Here is a 26,818-nt window from a genome sequence, read left to right on the forward strand (position 1 = left end):
GTTGTTTTCCTGGGGTCTGAGCGCAGCTTCAGTGTTGGCCTTCGGGCATATGAACTTCGATCCCATCGAGCTCGGTGCTCATGATGATCTGGCAGGCCAATCGGGAGGACCCACTGCGCTCATTGGTGAATTCAAGAATATCGTTCTCATTTTTTTGCATGACGGGCAGGCGCTCAGCCCAAGGTGCAGACACGAACACGTGGCAAGTGGCGCAAGCGCACTGGCCGCCACAATCACCATCGATGCCCGGCACGGCGTTGTCGGTGGCGGCGCGCATCAGGTTTTCGCCAATGTGGGCCTCAACGCTGCGGCGAGAACCGTCAAAGCTAATGAAATGGACTTGGGACATGGAGAAAAAATCTTTCTGGAAAATCGGAATTCAGGAATGAGCTGACTTGCGCATGGCTTCGATCTGCTCGCGTGACACGCCGAGTGCTTGACTCATGGGGCTTGTTGTTTGGGGATCCCAACTGTGGCGAGGGCCGATGGTGATCCCGCCGTCCACCGTGATGTGGGTGCCGGTGACGAAGCGCGCGGCATCACTGGCCAGGTACAGGGCTGCCTCGGCAATGTCCTGCGGATGACCTGCACGGCCAATCGGATTGGCGCTGCTGCTGTGCTCACTCACACGATGGGCCAGCTCTTGCGAGGCCTCTTGGTCCATGCCAAACAGACCGCCGAAGATCCGCGTGGCAATGAAGCCCGGCACCACAGCGTTGATGCGGATATTCAAGGCGCAGAGTTCGGCCGCTGCGACTTGGGTGTAATGCAGCACGCCCGCCTTGGCCACCGAATAGGCCAGTGGGGCGTAGCCAGCTTGTAGTGCAGATATGGACGATGTGTTGACGATGGCGCCTCCACCGCGCTTGACCATGTGGGGTACGGCGTAGCTCGCTCCGGCTGCGACAGATCGCAGCAAAAGGTTTTGGGTGTCGTCCCAAGCTTGCGCATTGAAAGCTTGAACGCCACCCATGGTGCCTATGCGACCTGCGTTGCTGAACAGGATGTTCAGCCCACCAAAATGCTCGGCCGCACTGTCGATGGCGGCGCGCAATTCATTGAGCTGGGTCACGTCACAATGCGCAAAGTGCAGCTGGCCTGCGTATTGCCGTTGCAATTGTTCGCCCACATCGTCCTGTACATCTGCCGCCACCACTTGCGCGCCTTCGGACAAAAACAGCTCGGTTGTGGCCAAGCCGATGCCTGAGCAGGCGCCCGTGATCACGGCGACTTTGTTTTGGAGTCGTTTCATGGGTCGCTCCATCAGTCGAAGACGATTATGTTTCGGGCGATGCCGCCGCGCTGCAGAGCAGAAAAGCCGTCGTTGATTTGCTCCAGCTTGAGTCGGTTCGAAACCAGCTGGTCGAGCTTCATCCGGCCCTGCATGTGAAATTCGACCAAGCGGGGAATGTCCAGGCGAAAGTGGTTGGAGCCCATCATCGTGCCTTGAATGCGGCGCTCGCGCAGAAAGTCAAAGCCGTGCAGCTCGATTTTGGTCCCCAGCGGGATCATGCCCACAATGGTGGACAAACCCCGAGGACGCAGCATGGCAAACGAAGCTTCGGTGGTGGGCTTGAGGCCAATACACTCGAATGCGTAGTGCACACCGCCCTGGGTCATCTCGATGATCTTGGCGACCATGTCTGGTTCTTTGGCATCCATGCCATCGGTCGCACCGAAAACCTTGGCCAACGCCAGCTTGGCCGGATCGATGTCAATGGCAATGATGCGTGCAGCACCGGCCAGATGGGCCGCATGAATGGTGGACAGGCCCACGCCACCGCAGCCAAGCACAGCCACCGTGGTGCCAGGCTCCAGTTGTGCACTGTGGACCACCGAGCCATAGCCTGTCAGAACCCCGCAACCCAGCAGTGCCGCTAAGTCTAAGGGCATGTCTGCGCGTATTTTGACCACAGCATTTTCGTGCACCAACATTTGCTCAGCAAAAGTTGAGAGGTTGAGGAATTGATTGAGATGTTCGCCCTTCCAGCGCAGGCGTTTGGCCACGCCGGGTGGCATCTTGACTGCGGTGTTGCTGCAGATGGTTTGGTGACCTGTCACGCAATACTCACAATGTCCACAGAACACCGATAAGCAGGTGACCACATGGTCGCCGGGCTTGACGTGGGTGACATCTTCACCGACCGCTTCGACCACACCTGCGGCTTCATGACCCAGCACTGCAGGAACAGGTGTGGGGTATTTGCCTTCGATGAAATGCAAGTCACTGTGGCAAAGCCCGCTGACACGGGTACGCACCAGCACTTCGTTGCGCTTGGGTTTTTCGATCTCGATGCTCTCGATGGTCATGGGCTGACCTGGGCCATGAAAAACGGCGGCTTTCATGTCATTTTCTCCTCTGGATTGTGACTTTTTTCTTGGGGGATGCGATACGCAAGCGTGCCCTTTTTTGCTGCGGTATGACGTGTGTTGGTAGCTTGACCTTCATGCAGTGCATGACCACTTTAAACAGCCAATGGCTGAGGTTGGGGTCATGCAAGGGTAAGTGGTTGACGGGATGCGTAATGCTGTTGACCAAATGTCCACTGATGATTTGCAAGCCGACGAGCAGTTGCTGGCGGGATTCTTCATGGTTTAGTTTTCTTGATTTACTGAGGATCAAATCAATGTAGTGGGCATGCAGCATCAACCCGTTATCCCGAACGGGTTGCCAGTCATCGCTGTCACTGATGCTGTATTGCACGGCGGCGCGAATAATGCTTTCGTACTGTCGATTGGTCTCCACGTAATGTTCTACGCAATGGCGCACCGTTTGAATCAACGTGAGCTCCTTGACACTTTCTTGGGTGAGATTGGCGAGCAGGTCTTCTTGCAAGGATTCGCTGATGCTTTCAATGAGGAATTTGAAAAAAGCCTCTTTGTTGCGAAATCTCAGATAGAAGGAACCCACAGAGCATCCTGCTTGGGCAGAAATTTGCGCAATGGAAATATCATCAAAAATCCCGTCGCGCAACAAATCAAGACCTGATTGCAGCAGTTTTTCGTGGGTTTGCTCGGACCTATGTTGCTTAGCCGGAAAGGCCTTGACGACAGCCTCGGTGTTTTTTTTTCCGATGTTAGACGTCTGCTTTCTGGACGTTACAGCGGCAGTAAATGGGAGGGTGGACAAATGCGGCTTTCAAAACCAAAATAAAGAACATGAATTCTGGTTCACAATAATTCCGCCGGGCAGCACTTGTCAAGCGTCAGATTTAAGAACCAAGGGAAAACCATGTGTTTGATTTCAATCGGCTCGCAGATCATGTGATCTCAAAGGGTTCGCAAAGCGCCTTTTCGTATCCATTTTTAACGACCAAACTTCGTCATCTAGCTCAACTTGTTGTCTCTCCCACTTATGACCTCTGACGTACCTGCTCCCAAGCCTGAAGAAAACCCGGCGGCAGAAATGCCTCAACCGGCCTCGATGCACACGCGCGCCTGCCAAGCCGCCCAGCGTCTGCATCTACCCTTGCACGACGACCGTGCGTTTGACGATGCGCGACGGGGTCTGGTGGCACCCTTGCCAGCGGAAGGCGTGATGCGCCCGAACGGGCGCCCGGTCTGGAACTTGCAGGCCTACGGTTTCCTGGCCGATGCTCAGGCGCCCGACAGCGTGCACCCCGGTCTTTGGCGGCATGCCCGCCTCAACATGGTCACGGGTTTGTTCAAGGTCTGTGAGCGCGTTTACCAGGTGCGCGGCATGGATCTGGCCAATATGACCATTCTGGAAGGCGATACGGGTTTGATCGTCATCGATCCACTCACGTCTACGCAGGTGGCCGCTGCGGCGCTGGCGCTGTACCACCAGCATCGGCCACAGCGGCCTGTGGTCGCGGTGTTTTACACGCACAGCCATGTCGACCATTTTGGCGGCGTGCGTGGCGTCATTGACGAAGCCGATGTGCTGGCCGGTCGTGTGCAGGTGATTGCCCCTGTGGGTTTCATGGATGACGCCATCAGCGAAACCGTGATGGCTGGTAACGCCATGACACGGCGTGCCCTGTTCCAGTACGGTGCCTTGCTGCCACGCGGCGAGCGCGGTCAGGTGGATGCGGGACTGGGCAAGGCGGTGTCAGCCGGTACCGTCACGTTGATTGCGCCCAATCGGCTGATCACCCAAGCAGTGGAGCGCTTCGAGGTGGATGGCATCGAATGTGTCTTCGAGCTGACACCGGGGGCTGAAGCACCCGCCGAGATGATCATCCACCACCCGGGCCTGCGCGTGCTCAATATGGCCGAGATTACCAGCCACAACTTTCACAATCTGCTGCCCCTGCGCGGTGCCCAAGTGCGCGACGCCCGTGCCTGGGCGGGCTATTTGGCGGGTGCTCGCCAACGTTATGCTGCTCACAGCGACGTGCTGATCGCTCAGCACCACTGGCCGGTCTGGGGCAGTCAGTCCATGAGTGAGTACCTGTTGCGCCAGCACGATCTTTACAAGTTCGTGCATGACCAGACATTGCGGTTGATGAACCACGGGCACACCGGTGGCGACATCGCCGAAGCCATTCGCTTGCCAGAGGTACTCCAGCAGGATTGGTCGACACACAGCTTTTATGGTCACCTCAAGCACAACGTGAAGGCTGTGTACCAGCGCTACTTGGGTGCCTACGAAGGCCATCCGGCTTTTCTGGACCCCTTGCCGCGTGAAGAACAGGCCCGCAAGACCATTGATTACATGGGCGGCGTGGACGCAGTGCTGAACAAGGCCCGCATCGACCTGGCTGCGGGTGAATACCGTTGGGTGGCCGATATCTGTGCCCGTATTGTGTGGATGAATCCAGCATGCACCGAAGCGCGGCATTTGTGCGCCCAAGCCATGGAGCAACTGGGCTATCAGACCGAGTCATCAACCTGGCGCAACGCTTACTTGCAAGGCGCCCGGGAGCTGCGCCAAGGGCCGCCGCGCATGGCATCGGGTATGGCGGCCAGCCGCGACATGATCCGTGCGCTGCCCCTGTCGCATTATTTTGATTATTTGGCCATGCGCCTGAACGGACCTCGCGCAGCTCAGCACCGCCTGGTGATGCACTGGCTTTTTAGCGAACCAGACGCCAGTCATGTGTTGACACTGTCGAATGGTGTGTTGCGTCATTGCAGCGAAGAACCTGTCGGCGAGGTGGATATTCAGTTGCGCCTGAGCCGCGCCACGCTCGATGACATTTCACTCGAGCAGCTGAGTTTTTCGCAAGCGCTGGACAGCGGACTAATTCAGCTACAAGGCCCTCGGTCTGCATTTGAGGCGTTCCTGTCTCTGCTCGATACATTTGACCGAGGCTTTGCAGTGCTAGAGCCTTTGCCACCGATCAGCAGTTTTTCTGGCACCTGAGTGGGCCTATTCGGTTTGTCAGGCCCAGAGGACCTGACCCGGTTGGGCGTACCACCCGTCCAGACCTTGCCGGATGCTGGCCTCGATGGCGCTGCGCTTGATCTTCAATGTGGCTGTCAGTCGCCCGTTGTCTATGGTCCATGGCTCGTTCATCACCACCATCATGCGCAGCTGTTCGTGATCGTTTAACGTGGCATTGGTCTCTTCCAGCAGCCTTGCCAGCTCGAGTTCAATCTGTTCCCGTAAGGCTGGATCTTGCCGATGAGCCTGGTGCTGCTCCGAAAGCTGAACCAGGGCGCAGGCAGCGCTCTGACCGGTGCCGCACACCACACTGAGTTCGATCATCGGGTGGTTGTTCAATCGGCTCTCGATGGGTGCAGGGGCCACATATTTTCCCTTGGCCGTCTTGAACAGCTCCTTGATCCGCCCTGTGAGTTTGAGCATGCCGTTGGACTCGAAATGTCCGCAATCTCCTGTTCGGAAATAGCCGTCATCGGTGAAAGCCTCGGCCGTCAGGTCAGGCCGCTTGTAGTAACCCACCATGCAGCCAGGGGACTTGACCAAAATTTCACCTTCGGGCGATAACCGCGATTGAACGCCCGGAAGTGCGCGCCCGACATAGCCCGGTTGGTTGTACTGCGGCAATGAGCCATGTGAATACGCAAAGTCTTCGGTCATCGCGTAGCCTTCCATCAGGTCCAACCCCAGCTTGCGGTACCAGGCAATCAGCTCGGCCGAGATGGGCGCCGAGCCGCTGCCGGCCGACACCACGGCGTCCAGACCGAGCGATGCCAACACCTGCTTGGCGACCACCTGACCTTTGACTGGGTCGGCTAGCGCTGCGTCAAGCTTTTTTGCCGGAATTTTTGCGAACACACCATGTTGGAACTTGAGCCACAACCTGGGCACTGAAATGAAGGAGTTGGGCCGTGCGCGCTTGAGGTCGTCCACAAAAGTGGCCAGCGATTCGGAAAAGAAGACCTGCACATTGCCCGCCACCAGCGACCAGCAGGCGATCTTTGAGCGCTCGAATATGTGGGACAGCGGCAAGTAAGACAAGACCCGGTGTTGTGACGGGTGGCCTGTGCGCTCGTTGATCAACACCATCGTGCGTTCGGAGGCATCGCTGATGCCGCCAAAGCTGTGCATGACCCCCTTGGGTTCGCCAGTCGAACCAGATGTGTACGCCAGCAGTGCCAGATCCTGCGAATCGCGCGTGATGCGCCCGTTCAAGGCTTCGGTGCTGGCCACGATGTCTTCCCAGCAGGGTAGGTTGGGCTGTTGTGCGAGGGCATCTGACAGGGGTAATGCAATGCATGGCAGACCCTCGGGGACGCCAGTTCGCTGCCTGGCCCAGTTGTCGAGTTTGCCCACAAAAAGCAGGCGCGTCTCGCTGTGCTCCAGGACGAAGCGAAGGTTGTCGGTCGACTCGGTTGGGAACAAGGCCACCGTTGTGCCACCGGCCAACCAGATTGCCAGCTCGGCCATGATGAAATGGGCACAGTTCTTCGTGATCAGACCGATTCTGGCGCCCGGCTCGAACCCTTGCGACTGCAAGTGCCGCGCCATGCGGCGTGCCTCAACGAGTGTTTCGCGCCAGGTGTAATCACGCACTTGCCCCTGACCCAAAGGCTGGGTCAGGTAGACCTGGTCAGCCCGCTGAACTTCGTGGTCCTGAACATGGTCAAGGATCAGACGGTATGTGGAAGCTGCAGGATCAAGGTGGGTGGTCATCAGTGACGGCGGGTTGGAAGATGTCAGGTTCATGGCGCAGGCATTCCGGTCAGGCCTGATCCTCAGGCGCTGTCATTGACCAACTCGATCAGTGGGTAGTTGTAAAGACCACTCTGATGAACTTCGTGGGGCAGGTACAGGCGCAGGGCAACGTAAAAAGTATCAGCCGGCGCGGGCAACCAGTTGCTGGTCTGTGGGGGTGGCGTATGGCCTAGCCAGATCGTCAAACCCCCATCGGGGTCGGTGCATAACCCGGCCGTGCGGTCCCCAATGGCGTAGCGCTGCAGCGGGTTGTCCACGAACAGATAATCGCTTTTGCGGTAAAGGCTCAGCGACCAGAAGGCATCGACCTGAGGCAAACCCCCTGGCGCGAAACGCAGGCGGTAACGGTGGCGTCCGTCCAGTGGGTGGCCCTGACTGTCGCGGTGCGCCATCTGGTAGATGACTTCCTGTGTACCCAGTAGACCAATGTAGCAACGGGCCACGCGCGCTCGGGTGAACCAGTCGCGGCCATAGTGGTCAGTGACTTCGACCGAGGCATTCCAACCCCCCACTAAATCGGAAGAAGCGGGCGCATCCAGTTCGCTCAGAATCTCGGACAAGGTTTGTTGCAACAAGGGCAAGTCGGCCTGTGATTTGTCCAGCCCCGCTCCGATGCCCAAAGCTGCGAAGCGCGCAAGGTCGGCCGTTTCATCAGCGGGTGGTGGGTTGATGGACAGCTGTCGATTGACCACCTCTAAGAAGGTGGCGGCGTCGCCCAGCTTGTCTTGCCCATTCAGGCTGCATGTCACCCTAAGGGCCGCGGGCTCTCCAGCCAGAGTGGTCAAGCGAAAGGCGTCCTGAAGTGCGTGAACCGGGGTCAGGTCCTCGTGGGGCATGGCCAGGATGCGCCCGATCAGCCACACCGTTGGGGTGGCGCAGGCAATGGGCAAAGTCCCGGCAGGCGCAGTGCCTTGCCAATCGGGGCCGTGCAAGAAAAACCTGTGTGCGGCATTTCCGTTCGATCGCGTGCCCAGGTGCGCAAAAGGGTTGGTGTAGGAGTCCAACAGGCCCAGCACATAGTAGCGCTCGCCAGTGTCCGGGGTGTGCAACAACAAAGGCCCGTTCGACAGATCGATCCAGGTACTGGTGTAGAGGGTGTCGGCGTTGGGTGTGACCACGCGGCGGTCTTTGGCATTGAGCAGTTGGCGCGTGTGTGAAAACACATTGGCCCAGCGGCGAGTCGATTCGGGACCACCTTGGGGGTCGGCAAACTGCCCCTGCGAGTTTTTGCGTGGACTGCTGGCTGCTTGCATGCGCGCTGTTTCATACAAGGGCAGCGAATAAACAATGGCCTCTCGGGCCAGATCGTTTCGATTCATGGGTTCACCTTTTACTGACGCGTTGCACGGGGGGGAGGACATATTGACCACTCAGCATCTCTTTGCGTGGGTGGTACATGCGCAAAATCAGGTAAAACGGTCCACTTGGCGCGGGTAACCAGTTGGCATCGCCTTCGGCGGGACGATCGTGCTGGATTTGCAGCGTGAGCGAGTTGTCTTCGTTGCGGCGCAAGCCCTGAGTGCGGTCGCCAATCGCGTAGCGGCCTAATGGGTTGGCGGCGAAATAGCGGTCTTGGCCATAAAGCGATACCGACCAGAAGGCGTCTGCTGGGGGCATGTGGCCGTCCTCAAAGCGCAAGGTGTAGCCATGCTGGCCATTCAGGGGTTCACTGTGGGCGTCAAAGTCAGCCTGCGCATAGAGGGTTTCGGTTGCCGCTAACGCACCCAGTCCCTTCATGGCCACGGTGGCACGCATCAGGATGTTGTCGCCCCAGATGCCCAAGTGGGGCGTCCAGGTCCAGGGCTTGCGTGTCAGGTTGAAGATGTGCTGCTCGATCAAATGCATCCCCTCCGAGTGGGCTTGTCGCAAGCCCTCTCTGACACGCTGGCTGCTGCGCTCCAGGGCCTCAAGTCCGCCTGGAGGCAAGCGCAAGCTGCGCATCAGCGGGCGCAGGTCACTGGCGTTGGAGGGTACCCCGATCTCATCGACCGCCTGCAGCAAGTTGGCAAAGAAATCGTCGGCTGCATTGCCGCTGTCATGCCACTGGTGCACACATGAAGGGCGCGGCCCGCTGCCTTGCAACTGCACGCCATCTGCAAATGCGCGTGCGTTCGGCACATCGGAGACATCGCCCACCAACGCACGCCCCAGCAGCCAGACCAGACGGGTGGGGCAGCGCACCACGCGCGCCGGGTCTATACCCGCTGGCACGGGATCCTCGGCGTGGATCAACCACCAGTCAGCGCCTTCGGGGGGGGTGTTTCGCAGGCCCACGTTGTGAAAGTTTTCGCTCCAGGCATCCATGAGTTGCACCACGTAGTAGCGACCGTGGTTCGGGGGGATATGCAGTCGAACCGGGGAATCGCCGATCCAGCCCCAAGCGTTGTAATACAACAGATCGCAAGAGGGCGTGACGATGTCGCGGTCTTCGTGGGTCCAGGGTCGGTCACTGCCGTGGAATTTTCCAAATGGGCCACGGCCAAAAGCCGGGGTGGCTTGTGGGTTGCTTTGCACCTGGCAGGTTCGCAATACTTCGAGCAGGGGGTAGCCCCACAACACCAGTGGCTTGGCCATGGCTGTGGTGACAGCGGTCTGCGGTGATTGGTTTTGTGAATTTGTATTCATGTTTCCAGCGTAGTCACTTCACACCCGTCTGACAACATCAAAAACCCTGTGAGTGGCACGCTGGTGACAGCTTTTGCATTAAGTGCAAGACAGCTCTACCAAGCTGAGGTTTGCGGTCTTGGCAGGGCACCACCTCCCGCAGCTCAAACGGGTGTTTGAACGCCAAATCGCCAGGCGACTTCTGTCTGTCAGCGCTGCAACTGAATCAATGCATCGGCCGCCACCACACCCTGACCAGCAGGTTTGACGAACAAGGGGTTGATGTCAATGCCCGAGATGTGTTCGCCTACGTCTTGCGCCAAAGCCGCCAGCGCCAAGATGGTGTCCACCAGCGCGTGCACATCGGCCTTGGGTTGACCGCGTGCACCGTCGAGCAAGGCGAAGGTGCGGATCTCGCGCACCATGGCCTCGGCTTCACTCCGGGTGATGGGCAATATCCTGAAGCTCACGTCACGCAGCACCTCGGCGTAGATGCCGCCCAAACCGAACATGATCGCCAGTCCAAACAGCGGATCATTCGTGACACCCAGGATCACCTCGACCCCGCCACTGACCATGGCTTGCACCAGCACCCCGTCGATGTTGGCGTGGGGTGCGTGTTGCTGTGCATTGCGCAGGATCTCGTCGTAAGCTTGGCGCGCGGCATGGGCATCGCGCAGCCCGATGCGCACGCCGCCGGCTTCGGTCTTGTGCGCGATGTCGGGCGAGACCACTTTCAGGGCCACAGGGAAGCCGATGGCGGTGGCCTGCTGCACGGCCTCATCGGCGCTGTTGGCCAGGGCTTCGGCAGTGACTGGGATGCCATAGTCGGCCAACAGTTGCTTGGCCTCGTATTCGGTCAGGTCGTTGCGGGCAGTGGCCAGTTGCTGGCGCCGCAGCGGGCGTGAACAGCTGAGCATCGGCTCCCGCGCGCGCTCAGCTTCGCGACGGCAGGCTGCGACAAATTGCCACATGGCCCCCATACCAATGGCACAGCGAACCGGGGTGTCATAGCGTGGCACACCCGCTTCAAGCAACGCGTCGTACCCGGCCTGCGTGGAGGCTGTGTCGGCGGTCCAAGACACCAGCACCGGCTTGTCGGTCTCGCGAGCCACCTCGGTCACCCATTGCGCCAGCCTGACACCCACGGGGCCGGAGACAGCAGCCAGACAGACGGCCATCATGTCCACCACAGGGTCGTTCACGATCAGACGCAGGGCGGTGATCAGCGTGTCTTCTTGCGAAATGATGTTGCCTGTCACATCGATCGGGTTGTGCAGTCCGGCATATGGGGGCAGCACGCGCTTTAATGCATCCAAGGTTTGATCAGACAATGGGGGCAGCACCAAGCCTGCTGGTGCGCAGTGATCGGCCAACAGCACGCCTGCCCCGCCTGAAAGTGTGACCACCGCCACACGCGGCCCCGTGGGCTGGCGTGGCGAGAGCAGGGCCAGGGCGCGGTCTGCCAGGTCTTGCACGTCGGTGACTTCGATCGCCCCCGCTTGGGCAAATGCGGCTTGATAGAGCGCAGCGTCACCGCCCAAATTGGCCGTGTGCGAAGCGGCAGCTCGAGCACCAGCCTCGGAGGTGCCCACCTTCCACAGCAACCAGGGTTTGCCAGCCCGTAAAGCCTGACGTCCTACGTCGACGATGCGGTGGGCGTCCTTGAAGCCTTCGACATACGACACCACCATGCCCGTCTGTGGATCGTCTGCCCAGGCTTGCACCAGATCCAGACTGGTGGTCTGCGCCTCGTTGCCGGTGGATTGGTAGTGCTGGAAACCCAGTCCGGCATCGTTGGCCAGCATCAACACCGTGTTGCCCCATGCGCCGCTTTGCGAGCTCATGCTGATGGACCCTTTTCGGTAGCGCAGTCCATAGGGCGCACCAAATCCCAAGCTGAAACCCTGCCCGACGCTGATCATGCCCTGGCAATTCGGCCCCATCATGGCGATGCCATAGCGATTGGCCAATTCGACCAGCGCCTGCTGGGCGGCCACACCCTCGCCGCCCATCTCGGCAAATCCGGAAGTGATCACGATGACCTGAGAAATCCCCTTGCGGCCACAAGCTTCCAATTGGGCGGCGACTTGGTCGGCGCTCACCGCGATCAGCGCCACATCGGGCACCTCGGGCAGCGCAGCCACGTCCGGAAAACAGGGCCAACCAAAAACTTCGGAGTAGCGCGGGTTGATTGGATAGACCTGGCCCTCATAGCCTAAATTGCGCAGGTGCAACAAGGGCTGACCACTGGGTTTGCTGCCCGTGGTGGAGGCGCCTATGACGGCAATGCTGCGGGCGCGGAACATGCGCAAGAGATTGGAGTGGGCAGAGGACATGTCTTTTATTGCAGGACTTGGTGAAGGAGTCAAATGTTTTTCAACGCCATGTTTTCGGATCAGGGATGGCGCATGTCAATGACGAAGAGCCCGTTTTAAGGCATCGATGCCGGGCAATTGCTTGGGGTTGAACTCAGGCATCCAAACCTTGGTGAAACACGCGTCGGGCAATGGCCGATCGGTGCACTTCGGAGGCCCCATCGTAGATGCGGAAAGGGCGCAGCAGTCGTTGAATCATGGACAAAGGCCAATCTTCGGAAATGCCCAGTGCACCGGTGATTTGTACCGCAGAGTCAGCTATGCGGTTGACGGCCTCTGAGACGAAGACTTTGGTCATGGCCGAATGGTGGCGGATCGATTGACCCGCATCGAGCCTTTGGGCTGTGTCCACAGTCATCAGGCGCGCAGCATGCAACTCGATGTGCGCATCGGCCACCATGGCCTGGACCATTTGGTGCTCGGAAACCCGTGCACCATGGGACTGGCGCTCCTGCGCGTAATTTTGGGCCAGGCTCATGGCGCGCGAGGACAGGCCGATCAAGCGCATGCAGTGGAACAAGCGCGCGCCCTCCAGCCGCAGTTGCGCATGTTCAAGGCCTTTTCCTTCTTCCCCCAGCAAAGCCTCGGCAGGAACTTCACAGTCTTGCAGACGAATTTCGGCATGACCGCCCAAGTCAAAGGGCTCGACCGTGGGGACGTCTCGCACGATTTGAAAGCCGGGCTGTTGGACATCGACCAAAAACAAAGAGGGACCCATTCCAGTGCGCGCCATGACGATGGCGAAATCAGCCACAGAGGCTGACGTGGCGAACCATTTGTGGCCATTGAGGCGCCAGCCCAGTGTCGTACGTTCAGCGCGGCTGCTGAGCATGCGAGGATCGGATCCCACGCCGGGGGCGGGCTCGCTCATCGCAAAGCACGAGCGCAGAGTGCCTTGCACAAGGGGACGTAAATAGCGTTCGCGCTGCGTCGGTGTGGCCAGTGCTTCGAGTGTGGTGATGTCGGGCTGACCCGGCGCCGCACACTGCAGCGCACCCGGGCCCAGAAAACTGCGGCCAGCCGTTTCAAGGTAAGCACAGCACTGCACCCAACTCAAGCCCAGACCGCCATCGGTGACAGCACCTCGCGGTGCAGTCAAACCCTGCGAAACGGCCATTTCACGCAGTTCTTGCACCAGGGCCAGGTTATGAGCGCGATCGTGTGCTCGCTTCAGGTTTTCCCGTGGAATGACTTCTTCGTCAATGAAGCGTCTGGCCCGGTCAAGCAAGCCTTGCACCGATGTGGTTTGAGCGGTCATGGCGTCCTTACTTTTTGAGCATGCGGTTGATGCGTTCCCACATCTGCAAGTCAGTGCGCATGAATTGGCTGAAGTCGGAGGTGGACAAGAAAGCGGCTTCGCCACCCGCAGTGGTCAGTCTTTCTTTGGTCTCGCTCTTTTGCAAAGATGCCTGCACCCCAGCTTCCAGTTTGCGCACAACCTCGGGTGGGGTGCCCGTTGGCGCATGGAGGCCGTACCAGGACAACACCGTGACTTCTGGAAATCCTGCTTCGGCAATGGTGGGAACCTCTGGCAGCTGGGGTGAACGGTTGGCACTGGTGTTGGCCAGAGCGCGCAACTTGCCTGATTTGATGTGAGGATAGGCCACACTGGAGGGCAAGATCCCTACCGCGAAGGTGTTCGTGATCAGGTCTACGGCCATTGGTGGGGCACCTTTGTAGGGAATCGCGTCGAGCTTGATGCCGGTGACCTGTTTGAGGATTTCGGTGGCCATGGTTTGGGTGGAGCCCGAGCCGCCATCACCATACTGCAGAGATGGACTGGCCTTGCGCGCCATGTCGACAAACTCACGCACATTGCGTGCTGGTGATGATGCGGGTACGCAAAGGTAGCTGGGAGACAACGAAAAACGCGCCACTGGAATGAAGTCTTTGGGTGCCCAGCGGAGATTTTGTTCCAGCAATGGATTGTTGAGCAGGTAGGGTGCTGTCACCAGCAAGGTGTAACCGTCAGCGCTTGCGCGTGCAACGGCTTCTGCGGCGATATTGGCGTTCGCACCAGGTCGCGCTTCAATCACGATGGGTTGCCCCAACTCCAGTCCTTGTGCCATGGCCCGGGTCTGAACATCCACCACACCACCTGCCGGATAAGGCACGATGATTCGGATGGGTTTGACGGGAAAGGCCTCTTGTGCGTGCAAGGCCTTGTAAGGCAATGTTGCGAGTGCTGCCCCTGAGAGGATCACGGAACGTCTTTTCATGTGTAACTCCTGTGGTGGTGGTTTCAGGCTGGGAAAGTGGTCAACTGTTCAGGCTCTGCAGTTGTTGCATGCTCGCCTGGGTCCCTCGCATCAAGTTGGCCATGATTTCGGCTACCGTCTGAACTTCGTTGAAATAGCCGATGCTTTGACCTGCAGGCATGTGCAACAAGGGCTCGATTTGGTGTTCATCGATGGCCCCCAGCAAATCACCCACTAGGATATCTTGATAAGGCATCTTCAGCGGTGTTGGCGCGTCACGGCTGGCCCATTCCTCAGACCAGGCACTGCGAATCTGTCGCAGTGTTTTGCCGCTGTCAGCGCGCGAAATCACCGTGTCGTCGCTGCCGGCACGCAGCAGCTTGTCACGCATCGCGCCCGACATGGGAAATTCTGCCGTGGTCAGCCAGGCTGTTCCCATCCAGACCCCCTGTGCACCCATGGCCAATGCGGCATGGATGTGCCGACCTGTGGCGACGCCACCGGCGGCCAGCACCGGGATGTCCCCAGCCATGTCCACAATTTGCGGCACCAACGAAAAGGTGCCAATCGTTCCTGTGTGCGCGCCAGCATCGTAGCCTTGCGCGACCAAAATATCGATCGGCTTGGCCAGTGCAGCACGGGCATGTTTGGGGGAGCCGACCAAGGCCAGGACTTTTTTGCCACCCGCCTTGGCGCGATCGATCACGTCTGCAGGAGCGCCAATGCCACAGGCCAAAAGGTTGGCATCTGAACGCAGCACCGCTTCAAGTTGCTGGTCGGCCACTTCGCTGGAGCGCACAAAGCGTGAGCGCTCACCCGGCCCCGAGCCTGGCGGAACCTGGTATTTCTCGATGAGCCCCTGTACAAACGCGCGGTGTGCCAATGGCAATTGATTTTCGATGGCTTCGCGGTCGTTGTGCTCGGGCATGCCATCGGGCAGAACCAGGTTCACGCCAAAGGGGCGGGAGCCAACTTGCTGTCGAATCCATGCCAATTCTTGCGCAATCTCTTCGGGGGTATGTCGTGTGGCGCCCAGCACGCCGAAGCCGCCAGCATTGCAGATGGCCGCAACCACAACGGGGCTGTGGCAAAAACCAAAAACAGGGTTGTCCATGCCCAGTTGTCGGCTCAAACGGGTTTGCAACAAGCGGTCATGTGTCATCAAAACTCCTCGAAAATGGCCTGAACGGCTGAGAATGATCAAAAGTTTGGCGAATATTTAGCCAACTAATTTAATTATTCGTTTTTATGTTTGACTATATGCCATACCAAGGGCAAGATCCAGACCTATCCATGCTCGACAACCCTGATATCCCAGTTGAAACTTTGCCCACCGATGGCCAGGACAAAGACCCGCGTTTTGCTTACACCTTGGCCAAAGGCATGCAGGTGTTGCGGACCTTCGATCCAGTCAGTCCCTTCTTGTCGAATGCCGAATTGGCGGCCCGCACCGGCATCGCGCGGCAAACCGTGGTGCGCTTGACGCGTACCCTGGCCCTGCTGGGTTACCTGCAGTACCACAGCGAGACCGCACGCTATCGGTTGGCTGCTGCTGTCCTGTCCTTGGGCTATCCTTTGCTCAGTCAGTTGAGCGTGCGTCAAATGGCACGGCCGCAAATGCAAGAGCTGGCCAACTTTGCCCGTGGCGCAGTGTCAATCGCCATGCGCTCGGGAGACTCCTTGGTGATTGTGGAAAGTTGTGTGGATCACATGGGCCATGCGGGCCGACCCGATGTGGGGGCTAAGCGTGATTTTCATGACACCTCACTGGGCATGGCTTACATCAGTTCTTCGCCGCCCCAAGAGCGCGCCGAACTGATGGCATCGCTTGCGTTGCAACACGGCAATCAGTGGCCAACGGTGCAACAGTGTCTGGCGCATGCGCAAGCGCAGTTTGACCGGCACCATTACTGCACAGCTTTGACGCCGGGTGTGTTGATAGAAGCCGTGGCGGTGCCCTTGTGCTCGAACTTTACGGGCGAGCGGTTGGTCATGAACTGCACGGTGCCTCGTTTTGTGCTGGCCCCCGAGTCCATCGAAACCCATATCGCGCCAAGGCTGCTTCACTTGGTGCGATCACTGGAGAACACGCTGGGCGTGCGAAGTTCCCACTGAAAACATTGACCCATTCTTGAAGGAGACCTTGATGAAAAGCAGCGCTCATTTGTCTGTCGGTTTGAATCGCCGTGCCATGGCCTTGGGCGTCATGGGCGCTATGGCAATGCCCCTTGCTGCGCAAACCGCAACGGCTTACCCCAACCGCCCGATCCGGCTCGTGGTGCCTTACGCGCCGGGGGGTGGGCTGGACACCATCATGCGTTTGCTGGCGCCCAAGTTATCGGAAATTTTGGGTCAGCCCATCACGGTCGAAAACAAGGCAGGCGGCGGCACCATGATTGCCACCGACATGGTGGCCAAGGCGGCAGGTGACGGTTACACATGGCTGGCCACGGGGGCGCCGATCTTTCTCAACCCAGCCTTGGGAATCAAGACGCCCTATGATGCCTTGCGTGATTTGGTGCCCATATCGCTGGTGGTCAACAACCCCGGCTTGCTGCTGGTCAACAACAACTTGGGTGTTAAAACCGTCAAGGAACTGGTGGCTCTGGATGTCACCCAAAAAGGGGGGCTGAACTACGGCAGCGCTGGTCAAGGCAGCATCACGCACCTGGGCGGCGAATTGCTCAAGTCGCGATTGAAACTGAAGATGCAACACATCCCGTTCAATGGCAGTGCCCCAGCGTTGACCAACCTCATGGGTGCGCAAATTCCGGTTCTTGTAGACGCCATGATCCCTTCCTTCCCGCAAGTCAAGGCAGGCAAGGTCACCGCACTGGCCATTTTTGCCACGGAGCGTTCACCGCTGTTGCCGGATGTGCCGACCATGAACGAGTTGGGCTATTCCAACATGAACTTTGGCGGCACCTTTGGATTGATGGCCCCAGGCGGTACTCCCCCAGACATCATCCAGAAGATTCATGTTGCGCTGATGCAAACCTTGCAGGCGCCAGAGATGCGCAAGAGTCTGGTCGACCGCGGTTTTCAGGTGATTGGCAACACGCCGATTGAATATGGCCAATACATCCGTCGCGAAATCGAGGGCTGGACCCAGATCGTCAAGGACAACCAAATCAAGCCCGAGTGAGTTCGAAGCCTTGGGGCCCAACTGCTGCACAGCATAAGCCGCAGACCTTTAAGGAATGTGTCCGTTGAACAATGGCTCCGCCTCCAACTTGGGTCGGTTGGGCTTGCCATAGGGTAAGTTGATATCCATCTGCTTGAGCTGGAAGTTCGAATGCACAGGTGAGGCCGACAGCATGATCGCAATGTGAGGGTGTCTCTGGGCAAAACGGGCGATGCGCTGCATCAAGGCCTGGCTGGCCTGAACGCCTCTGCCACAAAGTCCACAAAGGCCCGCACCCGTGCGGCCGATTTGTGTTGGGCCGGATAGACCGCGTAGATGTCGGCATCGGGCGTGTGGCACTGCACCAACAGTTGCACCAGTTGGCCTTGCGCCAGGTGCTCGCGGATGTCCCATTCGGCGCGCATCAAGATGCCGTGACCATCGAGCGCCCATTGCACGGCGATGCCGCCGTCGTTGGTGGTCAGGTTGCCGCGTGTTTTGAGGGTCTCGGTTTTGCCGGTGCGACCACGCGTCAGCTTGATCACGCCATAGGCCTCGTCGCCCTGGCGGATGCTGATGAAGTTGTGCCGCGCCAAGTCGGCCGTGGTTTTGGGCTCGCCGTGGCGCGCGATGTAGGCGGGCGATGCGCACAGCAGGCGCTGGTTGCTGGCGATCTTGCGAGCGATCACGCGCGCATCGGGCGGCGGGCCAAAGCGGATGCACACATCAAAGGCATCGTCACTCAGCGAGGGCGGGTCCACCGACAGTTGCAACTGCACATCGACTTGCGGGTACTGCTGCGCAAAGCGGCTGATCAGCGGACCGATGTGACTGCGGCCAAAGCCCAGCGTGGCATTGACCCGCAGCAAGCCGCTGGGCGTGGAGCGGCTGGCGCCGAGTTGCTCTTCCAGATCGGCCATTTCGGCCAGGATGCTGCGGGCGTGGCGCAACAAGGTTTCGCCTTCCACTGTCAGGCTCATGCGCCGTGTGGTGCGGTTGACCAAGGGCACACCCAAGCGGGTTTCCATTTGCGACAGGCGTTTGCTGACGGCTGCCGTGGTGATGCGCATCTCGCGGGCGGCAGCGCTCAGACTTCCGGCCATGGCCAGAGCCGCAAAAAAGCCCAGATCAGCGGCTTGCAGGCGAGGTTCCATTGTTGATCTCAGGTTAACAATGGATTGAATTTTAGGGTTTTTATTGAGATTTGAGCGCCGCACAATGTTGGCATTCTTTTTCACCTTAGAAAGCGCCCCCATGAAAACCTACCGCATCGCCACCATCCCCGGAGACGGCATTGGCAAAGAAGTCATTCCCGCAGGCCAGCAAGTGATGCAGGCCTTGGCCAAAGCCTGTGGCACTTTCGCTTTTGAGTTTGAAAATTTTGACTGGGGTGGTGACCACTACCGCCAGCACGGCCTGATGATGCCCGCCGATGGCCTGGATGCCTTGCGTGGCAAAGACGCCATCTTGTTTGGCTCTGCTGGTGACCCGCACATTCCCGATCACATTACGCTGTGGGGCCTGCGCCTGAAGATTTGCCAAGGCTTTGACCAATACGCCAATGTGCGCCCCACGCGCATCCTGCCCGGCATCGACGCGCCGTTGAAGCGCTGCACGCCTAAGGACCTGGATTGGGTCATCGTGCGTGAAAACTCCGAAGGCGAATACGCCGGTGTGGGCGGCCGCGTGCACCAGGGCCACCCGATCGAGGCGGCGACCGACGTGTCCATCATGACCCGCGCAGGTGTCGAACGCATCATGCGCTTCGCCTTCAAATTGGCGCAGTCGCGCCCGCGCAAGCTGCTCACCGTGGTGACCAAATCCAACGCGCAGCGCCACGCCATGGTCATGTGGGATGAAATTGCGGTGCAGGTGTCCAAAGAGTTTCCCGATGTGAAGTGGGACAAGGAATTGGTCGATGCCGCCACCGCCCGCATGGTCAACCGCCCGGCCACGCTGGACACCCTGGTCGCCACCAACTTGCATGCCGACATCTTGAGCGATTTGGCGGCCGCGCTGGCAGGCAGCCTGGGCATTGCGCCCACCGGCAACATCGACCCCGAGCGCCGATACCCCAGCATGTTCGAGCCCATCCACGGTTCGGCCTTTGACATCATGGGCAAGGGCTTGGCCAACCCGGTGGGTACGTTCTGGTCGGTGGTCATGCTGCTGGAACACATTGGCGAGATCGCCGCGGCGCAGCGCTTGATGGCTGTCATCGAAAGCGTCACGGCCAACCCGGCCTTGCACACCGGCGATTTGGGCGGGAAAGCCCTGACCGTCGATGTCACCCAGGCGGTATGCAAGGCCTTGGCTTGAGGCCATGATGCGCCTTGGATGCAGTTTGTCCATTTTCCAATTCAATGATTTATTCACCCCCACGCCTTGAAAGGTATGAACATGCGAGCCAAGTTTCTTCCCGTTGCCACCGCCTGCGCCCTGCTGGCTTGCGTGAGTGCCTTTGCGCAGGACTACCCTGTTGCCAACAAGACCATTACCTTTGTGTTGCCCTATGCGGCAGGCGGTCCCACCGACAAAGCCGCACGCGATCTGGCCCAGGCCATGAGCAAGGTCATGGCGGGGCACAGCATCGTGATCGACAACTCGGCAGGCGCCTCCGGCTCGATCGGTGCCAACAAGGTGGCCAAGGCGGGTGCCGATGGCTACACCCTCTTGTTCACGCACATCGCGCAAGCCACCTTGCCCACTTTTTTCCGCAACCTGCCCTACAACGTGGAAAGAGACTTTGAGTACATCGGCCTGGTCAGCGAGAACCCGATGAACTTGATCGGTCGCCCCAGCTTGCCGGCCAACAACATGACCGAGTTGGTGAGTTGGATCAACGCCAACAAAGGCAAGATCAATATCGCCAACGCAGGGCCTGGCTCGGCCTCGCACCTGTGCGGCATGTTGTTCCAGTCCACCCTCAAGGTGGACATGACCTCGGTGCCCTACAAAGGCACGGCACCGGCCATGACCGACCTGATTGGTGGCCAGGTGGATTTGATGTGCGACCAGACCACCACCACGATCCCGCAGATCGAGGGCAAGAAAGTCAAGTCCTATGCGGTGACCACGCCCACCCGCTTGACGGCAGCGGCCCTCAAAGATGCACCCACCATGCAAGAAGCCGGGCTGAAAGACTTCTCGGTCACCATCTGGCAAGGCTTGTATGCCCCCAAGGGCACGCCTGCCCCGGTCTTGAAGAAACTCAATGACGCCCTCAAGGCGGCCGTCAAAGACCCCGACTTCATCCGCAAACAAGAAGGCGGTGGCGCCACCGTGATCACGGATGCACGCAATGACCCTGCAGGCCACAAAGCTTTTGTGATGTCTGAAGTGGCGAAGTGGGCACCTGTCATCCGGGCTGGTGGCATTTACGCGGATTGACCTTAAGCTGCAAGCCACAAAAGGGTGCATCGGTCTCTGGGCTGGTGCACCCTTTTGGCCTTCTTGGGCGTTGATCTGAAATGCCTTTATCCTTTGAGCCTGTTTGTTCGCCCAAGACCTTTTGACCATGACCGATCCACAAACCATGTTGCGCCACCTCTACGATGTGGCGGTGCAACGTGCCTTGCCGCTGCACAACATGGCGGCCCATTTGCCCACCCCGCCAGATCCTGCCAAGGGCCGCACCTTGGTGCTGGGCGCGGGCAAAGCTGGGGGCGCGATGGCGCAGGCGGTCGAGGCCCTGTGGCCCCACGACGCGCCACTGTCGGGCCTGGTGGTCACGCGCTATGACCACACGCCGCCACGTCCAGCGGGCTTGCCTGCGCGCATTGAAGTGGTTGAAGCTGCACATCCGGTGCCCGATGCAGCAGGGCTGCAAGCGGCTGAGCGGATTTTGGAACTCACCAAAGGCTTGACCGCCGACGACCTGGTGCTGTGCCTGATCTCGGGCGGCGGCTCGTCTTTGCTGACTTTGCCCGCCGACGGCATCGGCTTGCAACTCAAACAAGACATCAACCGCCAACTGCTGGCCAGCGGGGCGAACATTGCTGAGATGAACTGCCTGCGCAAGCACCTGTCGCGCATCAAGGGCGGACGCCTGGCGGCGGCTTGTGCCCCGGCGCGGGTGGTCACGCTCACCATCAGCGATGTGCCGGGCGACGACCCGTCCATCATCGCCAGCGGCCCCACCGTGCCCGATGCCAGCACTTGCGCCGATGCGCTGGCCATTCTCCAGCGCTACGCCATCACCGTGCCCGATGCGGTGCTGCAGGCCTTGCGGACGGGTGTTTGGGAAACGCCCAAACCCGGCTCGCCGGTGTTTGCAGGCCACAGCGTGCACATGATCGCCACGCCCCAGCAGTCGCTCGAGGCGGCAGCCGCTGCCGCGCGAGCCATGGGGTTGAATGCTTACATCATGAGCGACGAGATCGAGGGCGAGTCACGCGAGGTGGCCAAGGTGCACGCGGCGCTGGCGCGTGCGGCGGCCAAGGGCCTGGGGCCTTTCACCAAGCCCTGCGTTATTTTGAGCGGCGGTGAAACCACGGTGACCCTCAAGGCCCAGCCTGCAGGCACGCCACGCGGCCGCGGTGGGCGGGCGGGGGAGTTTTGCATGGGCTTGGCCGAGGCCCTGCAAGGCCAGAGCGGCGTGTGGGCGCTGGCGGCCGATACCGACGGCATCGACGGCATCGAAGACAACGCCGGGGCGCAAGTGGCTCCCGACACGCTGGCGCGCGCTGCCGAAAAAGGGCTAAAAGTGAGCGAGCACTTGCACCAAAATGATGCTTACGGTTTCTTTGAGCCGCTGGGCGACCTGGTCATCACCGGACCCACGCACACCAATGTGAACGACTTTCGAGCCATCCTGGTGAGGTGATGGGGCCTCATTGATGTGCGTCAAAGCCCACAGGCTGGGGCTCTGGCACATTGGGCTCCACCATGTTGGATACCTCTTTGCCCCTTTTGTCCGAGCCCGCAGCCCCCGTGTCAGCTGGCACTGTGTTGCTGCACCGAGGTGACGCGGTAGACCGCATCCTGCACGTCATGCAGGGTCGGGTGGTGCTGGGGGTGATAGCGGATGGTCATATGGCGCACCAGCTGGGCGTGGTGGAGGGTCCATTTTGGCTAGAGGCTGCATCGGGTTTGTTGGGCTTGCCGCACGCGGTTGACGCGGTGGCCGAAACCGAGGTACATGTGCAATACGTGAGCGTGCCCGATTTTGTGGCCGATGTGCACGCTTTGCCCGAGGCCTCGCAAAACCTGCTCATGGACATGGCGCGTTCGCAGCGCCAACAAAGCGAACTGGCGGTCAGTCGGGTGGCCAAAGATGCGGATGCGCGATGCGCTGAATGGCTCTTGCGCCATGCCCAACCCGACGAGCTTTTTGGCGGCTTGGCCGTGAAACTGACTGAGCGCAAGCGCACCATCGCCGCGCAGTTGGGCATCGCCCCTGAGACGTTTTCACGCGTGCTGCGTCACTTGCGTGAGCGCCAACTCATCAGCGGTGGCGGCCGGGTGTTGGGCCTGCCCAACCCTCAAGCTTTGCGCGAGCTGGCTGGGGTTTGAGCCTGTTGTAGCCTTAGGATTTTTGCAGCCGCGGATTTTTCATCCACAACACGGGTTGTTCCTTGACCGGACGCGCCGGTGCACCGTGTTGCAGCAAGGCCTGGTCCAGCGCCTGACCCGCCTCGTCTTGCAGGGCCGCGTGGCGGATGCGGGCCACGGCAGCGGCTTGCTCAGCCAAAGGCACGGCCGAAGCCGCGCCGCACACATGGCGCAGGATGTGCAGCAGGTTGTCCTTGCCGCGCTCGTTGGTGCTGCCATACCCTTTGATGAGTTGGCCGCAGCGTGCCAGTTCCAAACCCAGCGCAGGGGACTGGTGTGTGGCGGTTTCGATGCCGTGCAGCCATTCTTCGATCAGTGCTTGCTCGGTCTGATAGCGGCTGCCCAGCGGGCGCAGCACGCGCAAGCTGGCCAAAAAGCGCAAGCTGGCCATGCCCCACAGTGCATGGCGTGCCACCTTGAGCGGCATGGACCAAGGCGCTTTGCCATTGGCTACGCGGGCGCGGTCCCAGCGCAGCAGCCGGTTGGCCAGGCTCTGCGGTAACAGGGCGGCCAGCTCGGGTACGCCGGGTTTGAAGTGGTCGTACACCTTGAGCACATCGCCCTCTTTGGCTTTGACTTCTTGCGTCACGCGTTCCCAGCGGCTGGCGCGGCTTTTCAGGTCGGCCACGCGGATGATGTCGTCAAACGCCATCCACAGGGCCAGCCAGCGGGTGGCCTCGGCGGTCACGGTGTGGGTGGCGTCGGCTGACGCGGATTCAGCCTCCAGCAAGCGGCCGAGCCGCTGCACATACAGGCGGGCATAAGCCGGGCCTTGGTATTCCACCAAGCGCTGGTGCGCCAAGCCCATCAGAGGGTGCAGCACGGTGGGAAACTGGGCCGCGACAGCGTCGGGCAAAACGGCCGAAGCCACCTGAGCAGGGGCCGCTGGCTTCATCACCTGCTCCACATATTGCGCCTGTTCGCGCTGGCGCGTCACCAAGTCAAAAGCCGAGGCAAAGCCGCGCAGGCTGGCTTGAGCCGCCTTGCCAGGGCCTGCCAACACGGCCTCGTAATGCGACCGCGTGAAGGGCAGCAATCCGCTGCCTGCCATCGCGCCCAACATGACGGCGCTGACCAGGGTGCCGCTTTCCTGGCACAGGCGTGCCATGTCCATCACATGGTGTCGCAGGCTGTGCGCGGCCACCACATCGAGCAGCGGGCCTTCGGGGCGGCGGCCATCGCCCATGGTCATTTTTTCGGCGGTGGTCAGCGCTCGCGATGAGGCGCTGATGACCAAGGTGCGGTCGGCTGAAGCCAGGCCGTTGCCGATCTGGCGCGCGGTTTCCAGCAACTCTGAAGACACCAGCGCATCGAGCCGCCCAGGCAGCGGGTTCAGGCCCAGCACTGGCAAGCGGCCTTGCAGCTGGCTGTGGGGCAGGGGGTAGACCTCGAGGTAATAGGTGGTGGCCCCGGTGCGCTGCGCCACGCCGGGAATGGAGGTGGCTTGCGCCGGATAGCCCGCGTGGCGTGCCACATCGACCAGCCAGTCGGCCAGCACGCCGCCGCCTTCGCCGCCCAGGGCGCAGAGCAAGATGGAAATGGGTTGGGTCATGGTTTCTCTCTCTGGCGTTTCAGCGGATCAAGCGGGTTGCAGCCAACGTGTGGCCAAGCCTTGCCAACGGGCCCACAGGCGCTCGTGCAGCTTGGGGTTTTGCACCACTTCGGCGCGGTAAAACGACGGACACAAAGTGGCCGCATGTGCGTTTTCGCCGCACAGTCCGCAGCCCACGCAGCCATCGATCACAGTGGCCACCGGGTCCACCTTCAGCGGGTCGGGGTTGTCCTTGAGCGTGAGGGTAGGGCAACCCGACAGGCGGATGCAGGCGTGGTCGCCGTTGCACACGTCCTCGTCTACGCCGTATTTCACGCGTTCGACCCGCTCACCTTTGGACAGCAGCGAGGCCAGCCAGGGCTTGATGCGGCGCTGGCGCTCGAGCTGGCATTCGCCTTCGGCCACGATCACCTTCAGTCCCTGGAATTCGGTGGTGAAGGCCTCGGTCAGCGTGGCCTGCATCTGGCTGACTTCGTAAGTGTTCACCGTGCGCAGCCATTGCACGCCCAGGCCTTTGAGGGTGGACTCGATGGTCTGGTTGGTGTGCACCATGCTTTGGCGTTTGTCACCCGCCAGTTCTTTGGCGATGTCGGTCGGCGTGTTGATGATGTCTTGCGTGCCGGTGGCCGAGGTGTAGCCGTTCTTGAAGATCAGCAACACCGCGTCGTCGCCATTGAACAGCGCGCTTTGCACGCCGGTCAGCAAGCCGTTGTGCCAAAAACCGCCATCGCCCATGACCGACAGCACGCGCCGCTTCATGAGCGGCGATACACCTGCCCGGCTGGCCAGGCTCATGCCATAGCCCAAGATGGAGTGACCAAAGGAAAACGGCTCGAAGGTGGCCAGCGCATGGCAGCCGATGTCACCCGCAATGTGCACCGGACCCACGTCAAGTTGGGCCAATTTGAGCGCAGAAAAAACCGGCCGCTCAGGGCAGCCAATGCACATGCTCGGTGGCCGCGCTGGCACCGGGCTGCCCAGCAGGGTTTGCACTTGCTGGCGGCGCTCGCCATTGGTGGCCAGCCATTGCCGCGTGGCCTCGGGCACAGCGTCCGCTTGGTGGCGGTCCAAAAATTTCAGCATGCCCTGGGCCATGACTTCGGCGGTGTATTCGCCGCCCGAGGGCAGCATGTCTTTGCCATGCAGCGGGGTTTGCAAGTCCAAGCGGCGCAGCATCAGGGCGAGTTCTTGCTCGATGTATTCGGGCTGGCCTTCTTCGAGCAACAGCACGGCCGACTTGTCCTTGCAAAAATTCACCAATTCATCGGGCACCAGCGGATACGTGACGTTGAGCACCAACACCGACAGGCTGGACACGCCAAAGGCGTCGGCCAGGTCGAACTGCTGCAGGGTGCGCATCAGCGTGTTGTACAAACCGCCTTGCACGATCAGGCCCAGGTGGCGGTGGGTGTTGCCTTCAAAGTGCTCGTTCAGGCGCTGCTCGGTGATGTATTGGCGGGCGGCGGGCAGGCGGTGTTCGACTTTGCGCTTTTCTTGTGCAAAGGTCACCGGTGGGTGCGCCAGGCGCATGTAGTTGAAGCCTGCGGGTTCGTCCATCAAGTGTTTTTTGGACAGCTGGGGGGCCTGGTTGTCTTTGGCCACAAACTGGCCGCGCACATGGCAAGCGCGGATGCGCAGCTCCATCATCACCGGCATGTTGGACGCTTCGGACAGCCTGAAACCGTGCTCCACCATGTTGACCATCTGGCCCAGTTCGGGCCGCGGGTCCAGCAGGCACATGCCCGACTTGAGCGCATAGGCGTGCGTGCGCTCCTGGATCACGCTGGCGCCTTCGCCATAGTCTTCGCCCACCACGATCAGCACGCCCCCGGTCACGCCGGGGGATGACAGATTGGACAGCGCATCGGCCGCCACGTTGGTGCCGACAATCGACTTCCAGGTCACCGCGCCGCGAATCGGGTAATGGATGGACGCGCCCAGCATGGCGGCGGCGGAGGCTTCGTTGGAGCAGGCCTCCACATGCACACCCAGCTCGTCCATGTAGGGTCTGGCCTGCACCATCACATCGAGCAGGTGCGAGACCGGCGCGCCTTGGTAGCCGCCCACATAGCTCACGCCCGACTGCAGCAGCCCCTTGGTGATGGCCAAAATGCCTTCGCCATGAAAGACTTCGCCTGTGCCCATGCGCAGGGCCTTGATTTCTTCGTGAAATGAAACTTCCAAAGTGCGCTCCTTGCGTTGTTGCAGTCCATAGACATTCTCTGTGGGCCATCTTACTTATAAGTTTATTCAATGGAATGAATAACGTTCATGCGCCAAAGATATGAGATGTGGCCAGTCATC

The 26,818-nt window shown here is 60.1% G+C and carries 21 protein-coding genes; 7 read left to right on the top strand and 14 right to left on the bottom strand.

Going from position 1 to position 26,818, the window contains the following annotated elements; genetic code table 11:
* Nucleotides 1-28: 28 nt before the first annotated feature.
* Genes Q0O99_RS02055 through Q0O99_RS02070 form a run of 4 tightly spaced genes read right to left on the bottom strand, consistent with a single transcriptional unit; the run spans nucleotide 29 to nucleotide 3,130 of the window.
* Complete coding sequence (locus Q0O99_RS02055) at nucleotides 29-349, bottom strand: 2Fe-2S iron-sulfur cluster-binding protein (RefSeq protein WP_293748021.1); 321 nt, start codon at nucleotides 347-349, stop codon at nucleotides 29-31.
* Nucleotides 350-379: 30 nt separating this feature from the next.
* Entirely contained in the window at nucleotides 380-1,252 is an 873-nt protein-coding gene (locus Q0O99_RS02060; RefSeq protein WP_293748023.1) for an SDR family oxidoreductase, read from the bottom strand.
* A gap of 11 nt (nucleotides 1,253-1,263) precedes the next feature.
* Nucleotides 1,264-2,346 (bottom strand): Zn-dependent alcohol dehydrogenase, encoded by a 1,083-nt coding sequence (locus Q0O99_RS02065; protein ID WP_293748025.1) that lies wholly within the window; start codon nucleotides 2,344-2,346, stop codon nucleotides 1,264-1,266.
* Nucleotide 2,347: 1 nt separating this feature from the next.
* A complete protein-coding gene (locus Q0O99_RS02070; RefSeq protein WP_293748027.1) occupies nucleotides 2,348-3,130 on the bottom strand; it encodes a TetR/AcrR family transcriptional regulator in 783 nt (260 codons plus the stop codon).
* A gap of 225 nt (nucleotides 3,131-3,355) precedes the next feature.
* Here Q0O99_RS02070 and Q0O99_RS02075 point away from each other — a divergent pair, with 225 nt between their 5' ends.
* Nucleotides 3,356-5,329 carry an alkyl sulfatase dimerization domain-containing protein gene (locus Q0O99_RS02075; RefSeq protein WP_293748029.1) on the top strand — a complete coding sequence of 658 codons (1,974 nt, stop codon included), beginning with the start codon at nucleotides 3,356-3,358 and terminating at the stop codon, nucleotides 5,327-5,329.
* A gap of 18 nt (nucleotides 5,330-5,347) precedes the next feature.
* On the opposite strand, the gene Q0O99_RS02080 is transcribed toward Q0O99_RS02075, so the two are convergent.
* From Q0O99_RS02080 to Q0O99_RS02110, 7 genes are all read right to left on the bottom strand, one after another.
* On the bottom strand, nucleotides 5,348-7,096 hold the full coding sequence (locus tag Q0O99_RS02080; protein WP_293748031.1) for an AMP-binding protein: 1,749 nt from the start codon (nucleotides 7,094-7,096) through the stop codon (nucleotides 5,348-5,350).
* Nucleotides 7,097-7,125: 29 nt separating this feature from the next.
* Complete coding sequence (locus tag Q0O99_RS02085) at nucleotides 7,126-8,424, bottom strand: DUF1254 domain-containing protein (RefSeq protein ID WP_293748033.1); 1,299 nt, start codon at nucleotides 8,422-8,424, stop codon at nucleotides 7,126-7,128.
* Between the two features lie 4 nt (nucleotides 8,425-8,428).
* Entirely contained in the window at nucleotides 8,429-9,730 is a 1,302-nt protein-coding gene (locus Q0O99_RS02090) for a DUF1254 domain-containing protein (RefSeq protein WP_293748035.1), read from the bottom strand.
* A gap of 188 nt (nucleotides 9,731-9,918) precedes the next feature.
* Nucleotides 9,919-12,048 (bottom strand): acetate--CoA ligase family protein, encoded by a 2,130-nt coding sequence (locus Q0O99_RS02095; RefSeq protein ID WP_293748037.1) that lies wholly within the window; start codon nucleotides 12,046-12,048, stop codon nucleotides 9,919-9,921.
* Nucleotides 12,049-12,181: 133 nt separating this feature from the next.
* A complete protein-coding gene (locus tag Q0O99_RS02100) occupies nucleotides 12,182-13,345 on the bottom strand; it encodes an acyl-CoA dehydrogenase family protein (RefSeq protein WP_293748039.1) in 1,164 nt (387 codons plus the stop codon).
* A gap of 7 nt (nucleotides 13,346-13,352) precedes the next feature.
* Nucleotides 13,353-14,306, bottom strand: a complete 954-nt coding sequence (locus tag Q0O99_RS02105; protein ID WP_293748041.1) for a tripartite tricarboxylate transporter substrate binding protein — start codon at nucleotides 14,304-14,306, stop codon at nucleotides 13,353-13,355.
* A gap of 40 nt (nucleotides 14,307-14,346) precedes the next feature.
* Entirely contained in the window at nucleotides 14,347-15,447 is a 1,101-nt protein-coding gene (locus Q0O99_RS02110; protein WP_293748043.1) for a nitronate monooxygenase, read from the bottom strand.
* Nucleotides 15,448-15,578: 131 nt separating this feature from the next.
* On the opposite strand from Q0O99_RS02110, the gene Q0O99_RS02115 reads away from it, so the two are divergent.
* Nucleotides 15,579-16,400: a helix-turn-helix domain-containing protein gene (locus Q0O99_RS02115; RefSeq protein WP_293748045.1), complete on the top strand. Its 822-nt coding sequence runs from the start codon at nucleotides 15,579-15,581 to the stop codon at nucleotides 16,398-16,400.
* A gap of 31 nt (nucleotides 16,401-16,431) precedes the next feature.
* Nucleotides 16,432-17,430 (top strand): tripartite tricarboxylate transporter substrate binding protein, encoded by a 999-nt coding sequence (locus Q0O99_RS02120; protein ID WP_293748047.1) that lies wholly within the window; start codon nucleotides 16,432-16,434, stop codon nucleotides 17,428-17,430.
* Between the two features lie 221 nt (nucleotides 17,431-17,651).
* Here the strand turns inward: Q0O99_RS02120 and Q0O99_RS02125 are convergent, their stop codons facing one another.
* On the bottom strand, nucleotides 17,652-18,563 hold the full coding sequence (locus Q0O99_RS02125) for a LysR substrate-binding domain-containing protein (protein WP_293748049.1): 912 nt from the start codon (nucleotides 18,561-18,563) through the stop codon (nucleotides 17,652-17,654).
* 100 nt (nucleotides 18,564-18,663) lie between these two features.
* Here Q0O99_RS02125 and Q0O99_RS02130 point away from each other — a divergent pair, with 100 nt between their 5' ends.
* The 4 genes from Q0O99_RS02130 (at nucleotide 18,664) to Q0O99_RS02145 (ending at nucleotide 22,923) form a co-directional block, all read left to right on the top strand.
* Nucleotides 18,664-19,728: a tartrate dehydrogenase gene (locus tag Q0O99_RS02130; RefSeq protein ID WP_293748051.1), complete on the top strand. Its 1,065-nt coding sequence runs from the start codon at nucleotides 18,664-18,666 to the stop codon at nucleotides 19,726-19,728.
* A gap of 81 nt (nucleotides 19,729-19,809) precedes the next feature.
* On the top strand, nucleotides 19,810-20,799 hold the full coding sequence (locus Q0O99_RS02135) for a tripartite tricarboxylate transporter substrate binding protein (RefSeq protein ID WP_293748053.1): 990 nt from the start codon (nucleotides 19,810-19,812) through the stop codon (nucleotides 20,797-20,799).
* Between the two features lie 127 nt (nucleotides 20,800-20,926).
* Entirely contained in the window at nucleotides 20,927-22,234 is a 1,308-nt protein-coding gene (locus Q0O99_RS02140; protein ID WP_293748055.1) for a glycerate kinase, read from the top strand.
* Between the two features lie 62 nt (nucleotides 22,235-22,296).
* Nucleotides 22,297-22,923, top strand: coding sequence for a Crp/Fnr family transcriptional regulator (locus tag Q0O99_RS02145; RefSeq protein WP_293748057.1), 627 nt, complete (start codon nucleotides 22,297-22,299; stop codon nucleotides 22,921-22,923).
* A 13-nt stretch (nucleotides 22,924-22,936) separates the two neighbouring features.
* On the opposite strand, the gene Q0O99_RS02150 is transcribed toward Q0O99_RS02145, so the two are convergent.
* Both Q0O99_RS02150 and Q0O99_RS02155 read right to left on the bottom strand, forming a co-directional pair.
* The gene (locus Q0O99_RS02150; protein ID WP_293748059.1) at nucleotides 22,937-24,514 is read right to left on the bottom strand and encodes an indolepyruvate oxidoreductase subunit beta family protein; all 1,578 of its coding nucleotides are present in this window, start codon (nucleotides 24,512-24,514) and stop codon (nucleotides 22,937-22,939) included.
* A 27-nt stretch (nucleotides 24,515-24,541) separates the two neighbouring features.
* Entirely contained in the window at nucleotides 24,542-26,698 is a 2,157-nt protein-coding gene (locus Q0O99_RS02155) for an indolepyruvate ferredoxin oxidoreductase subunit alpha (RefSeq protein WP_293748061.1), read from the bottom strand.
* Between the last annotated feature and the right edge of the window lie 120 nt (nucleotides 26,699-26,818).

It is taken from the genome of Limnohabitans sp. Rim8 (assembly GCF_945901735.1).
In the GTDB taxonomy this organism is placed as follows: domain Bacteria; phylum Pseudomonadota; class Gammaproteobacteria; order Burkholderiales; family Burkholderiaceae_C; genus Limnohabitans_A.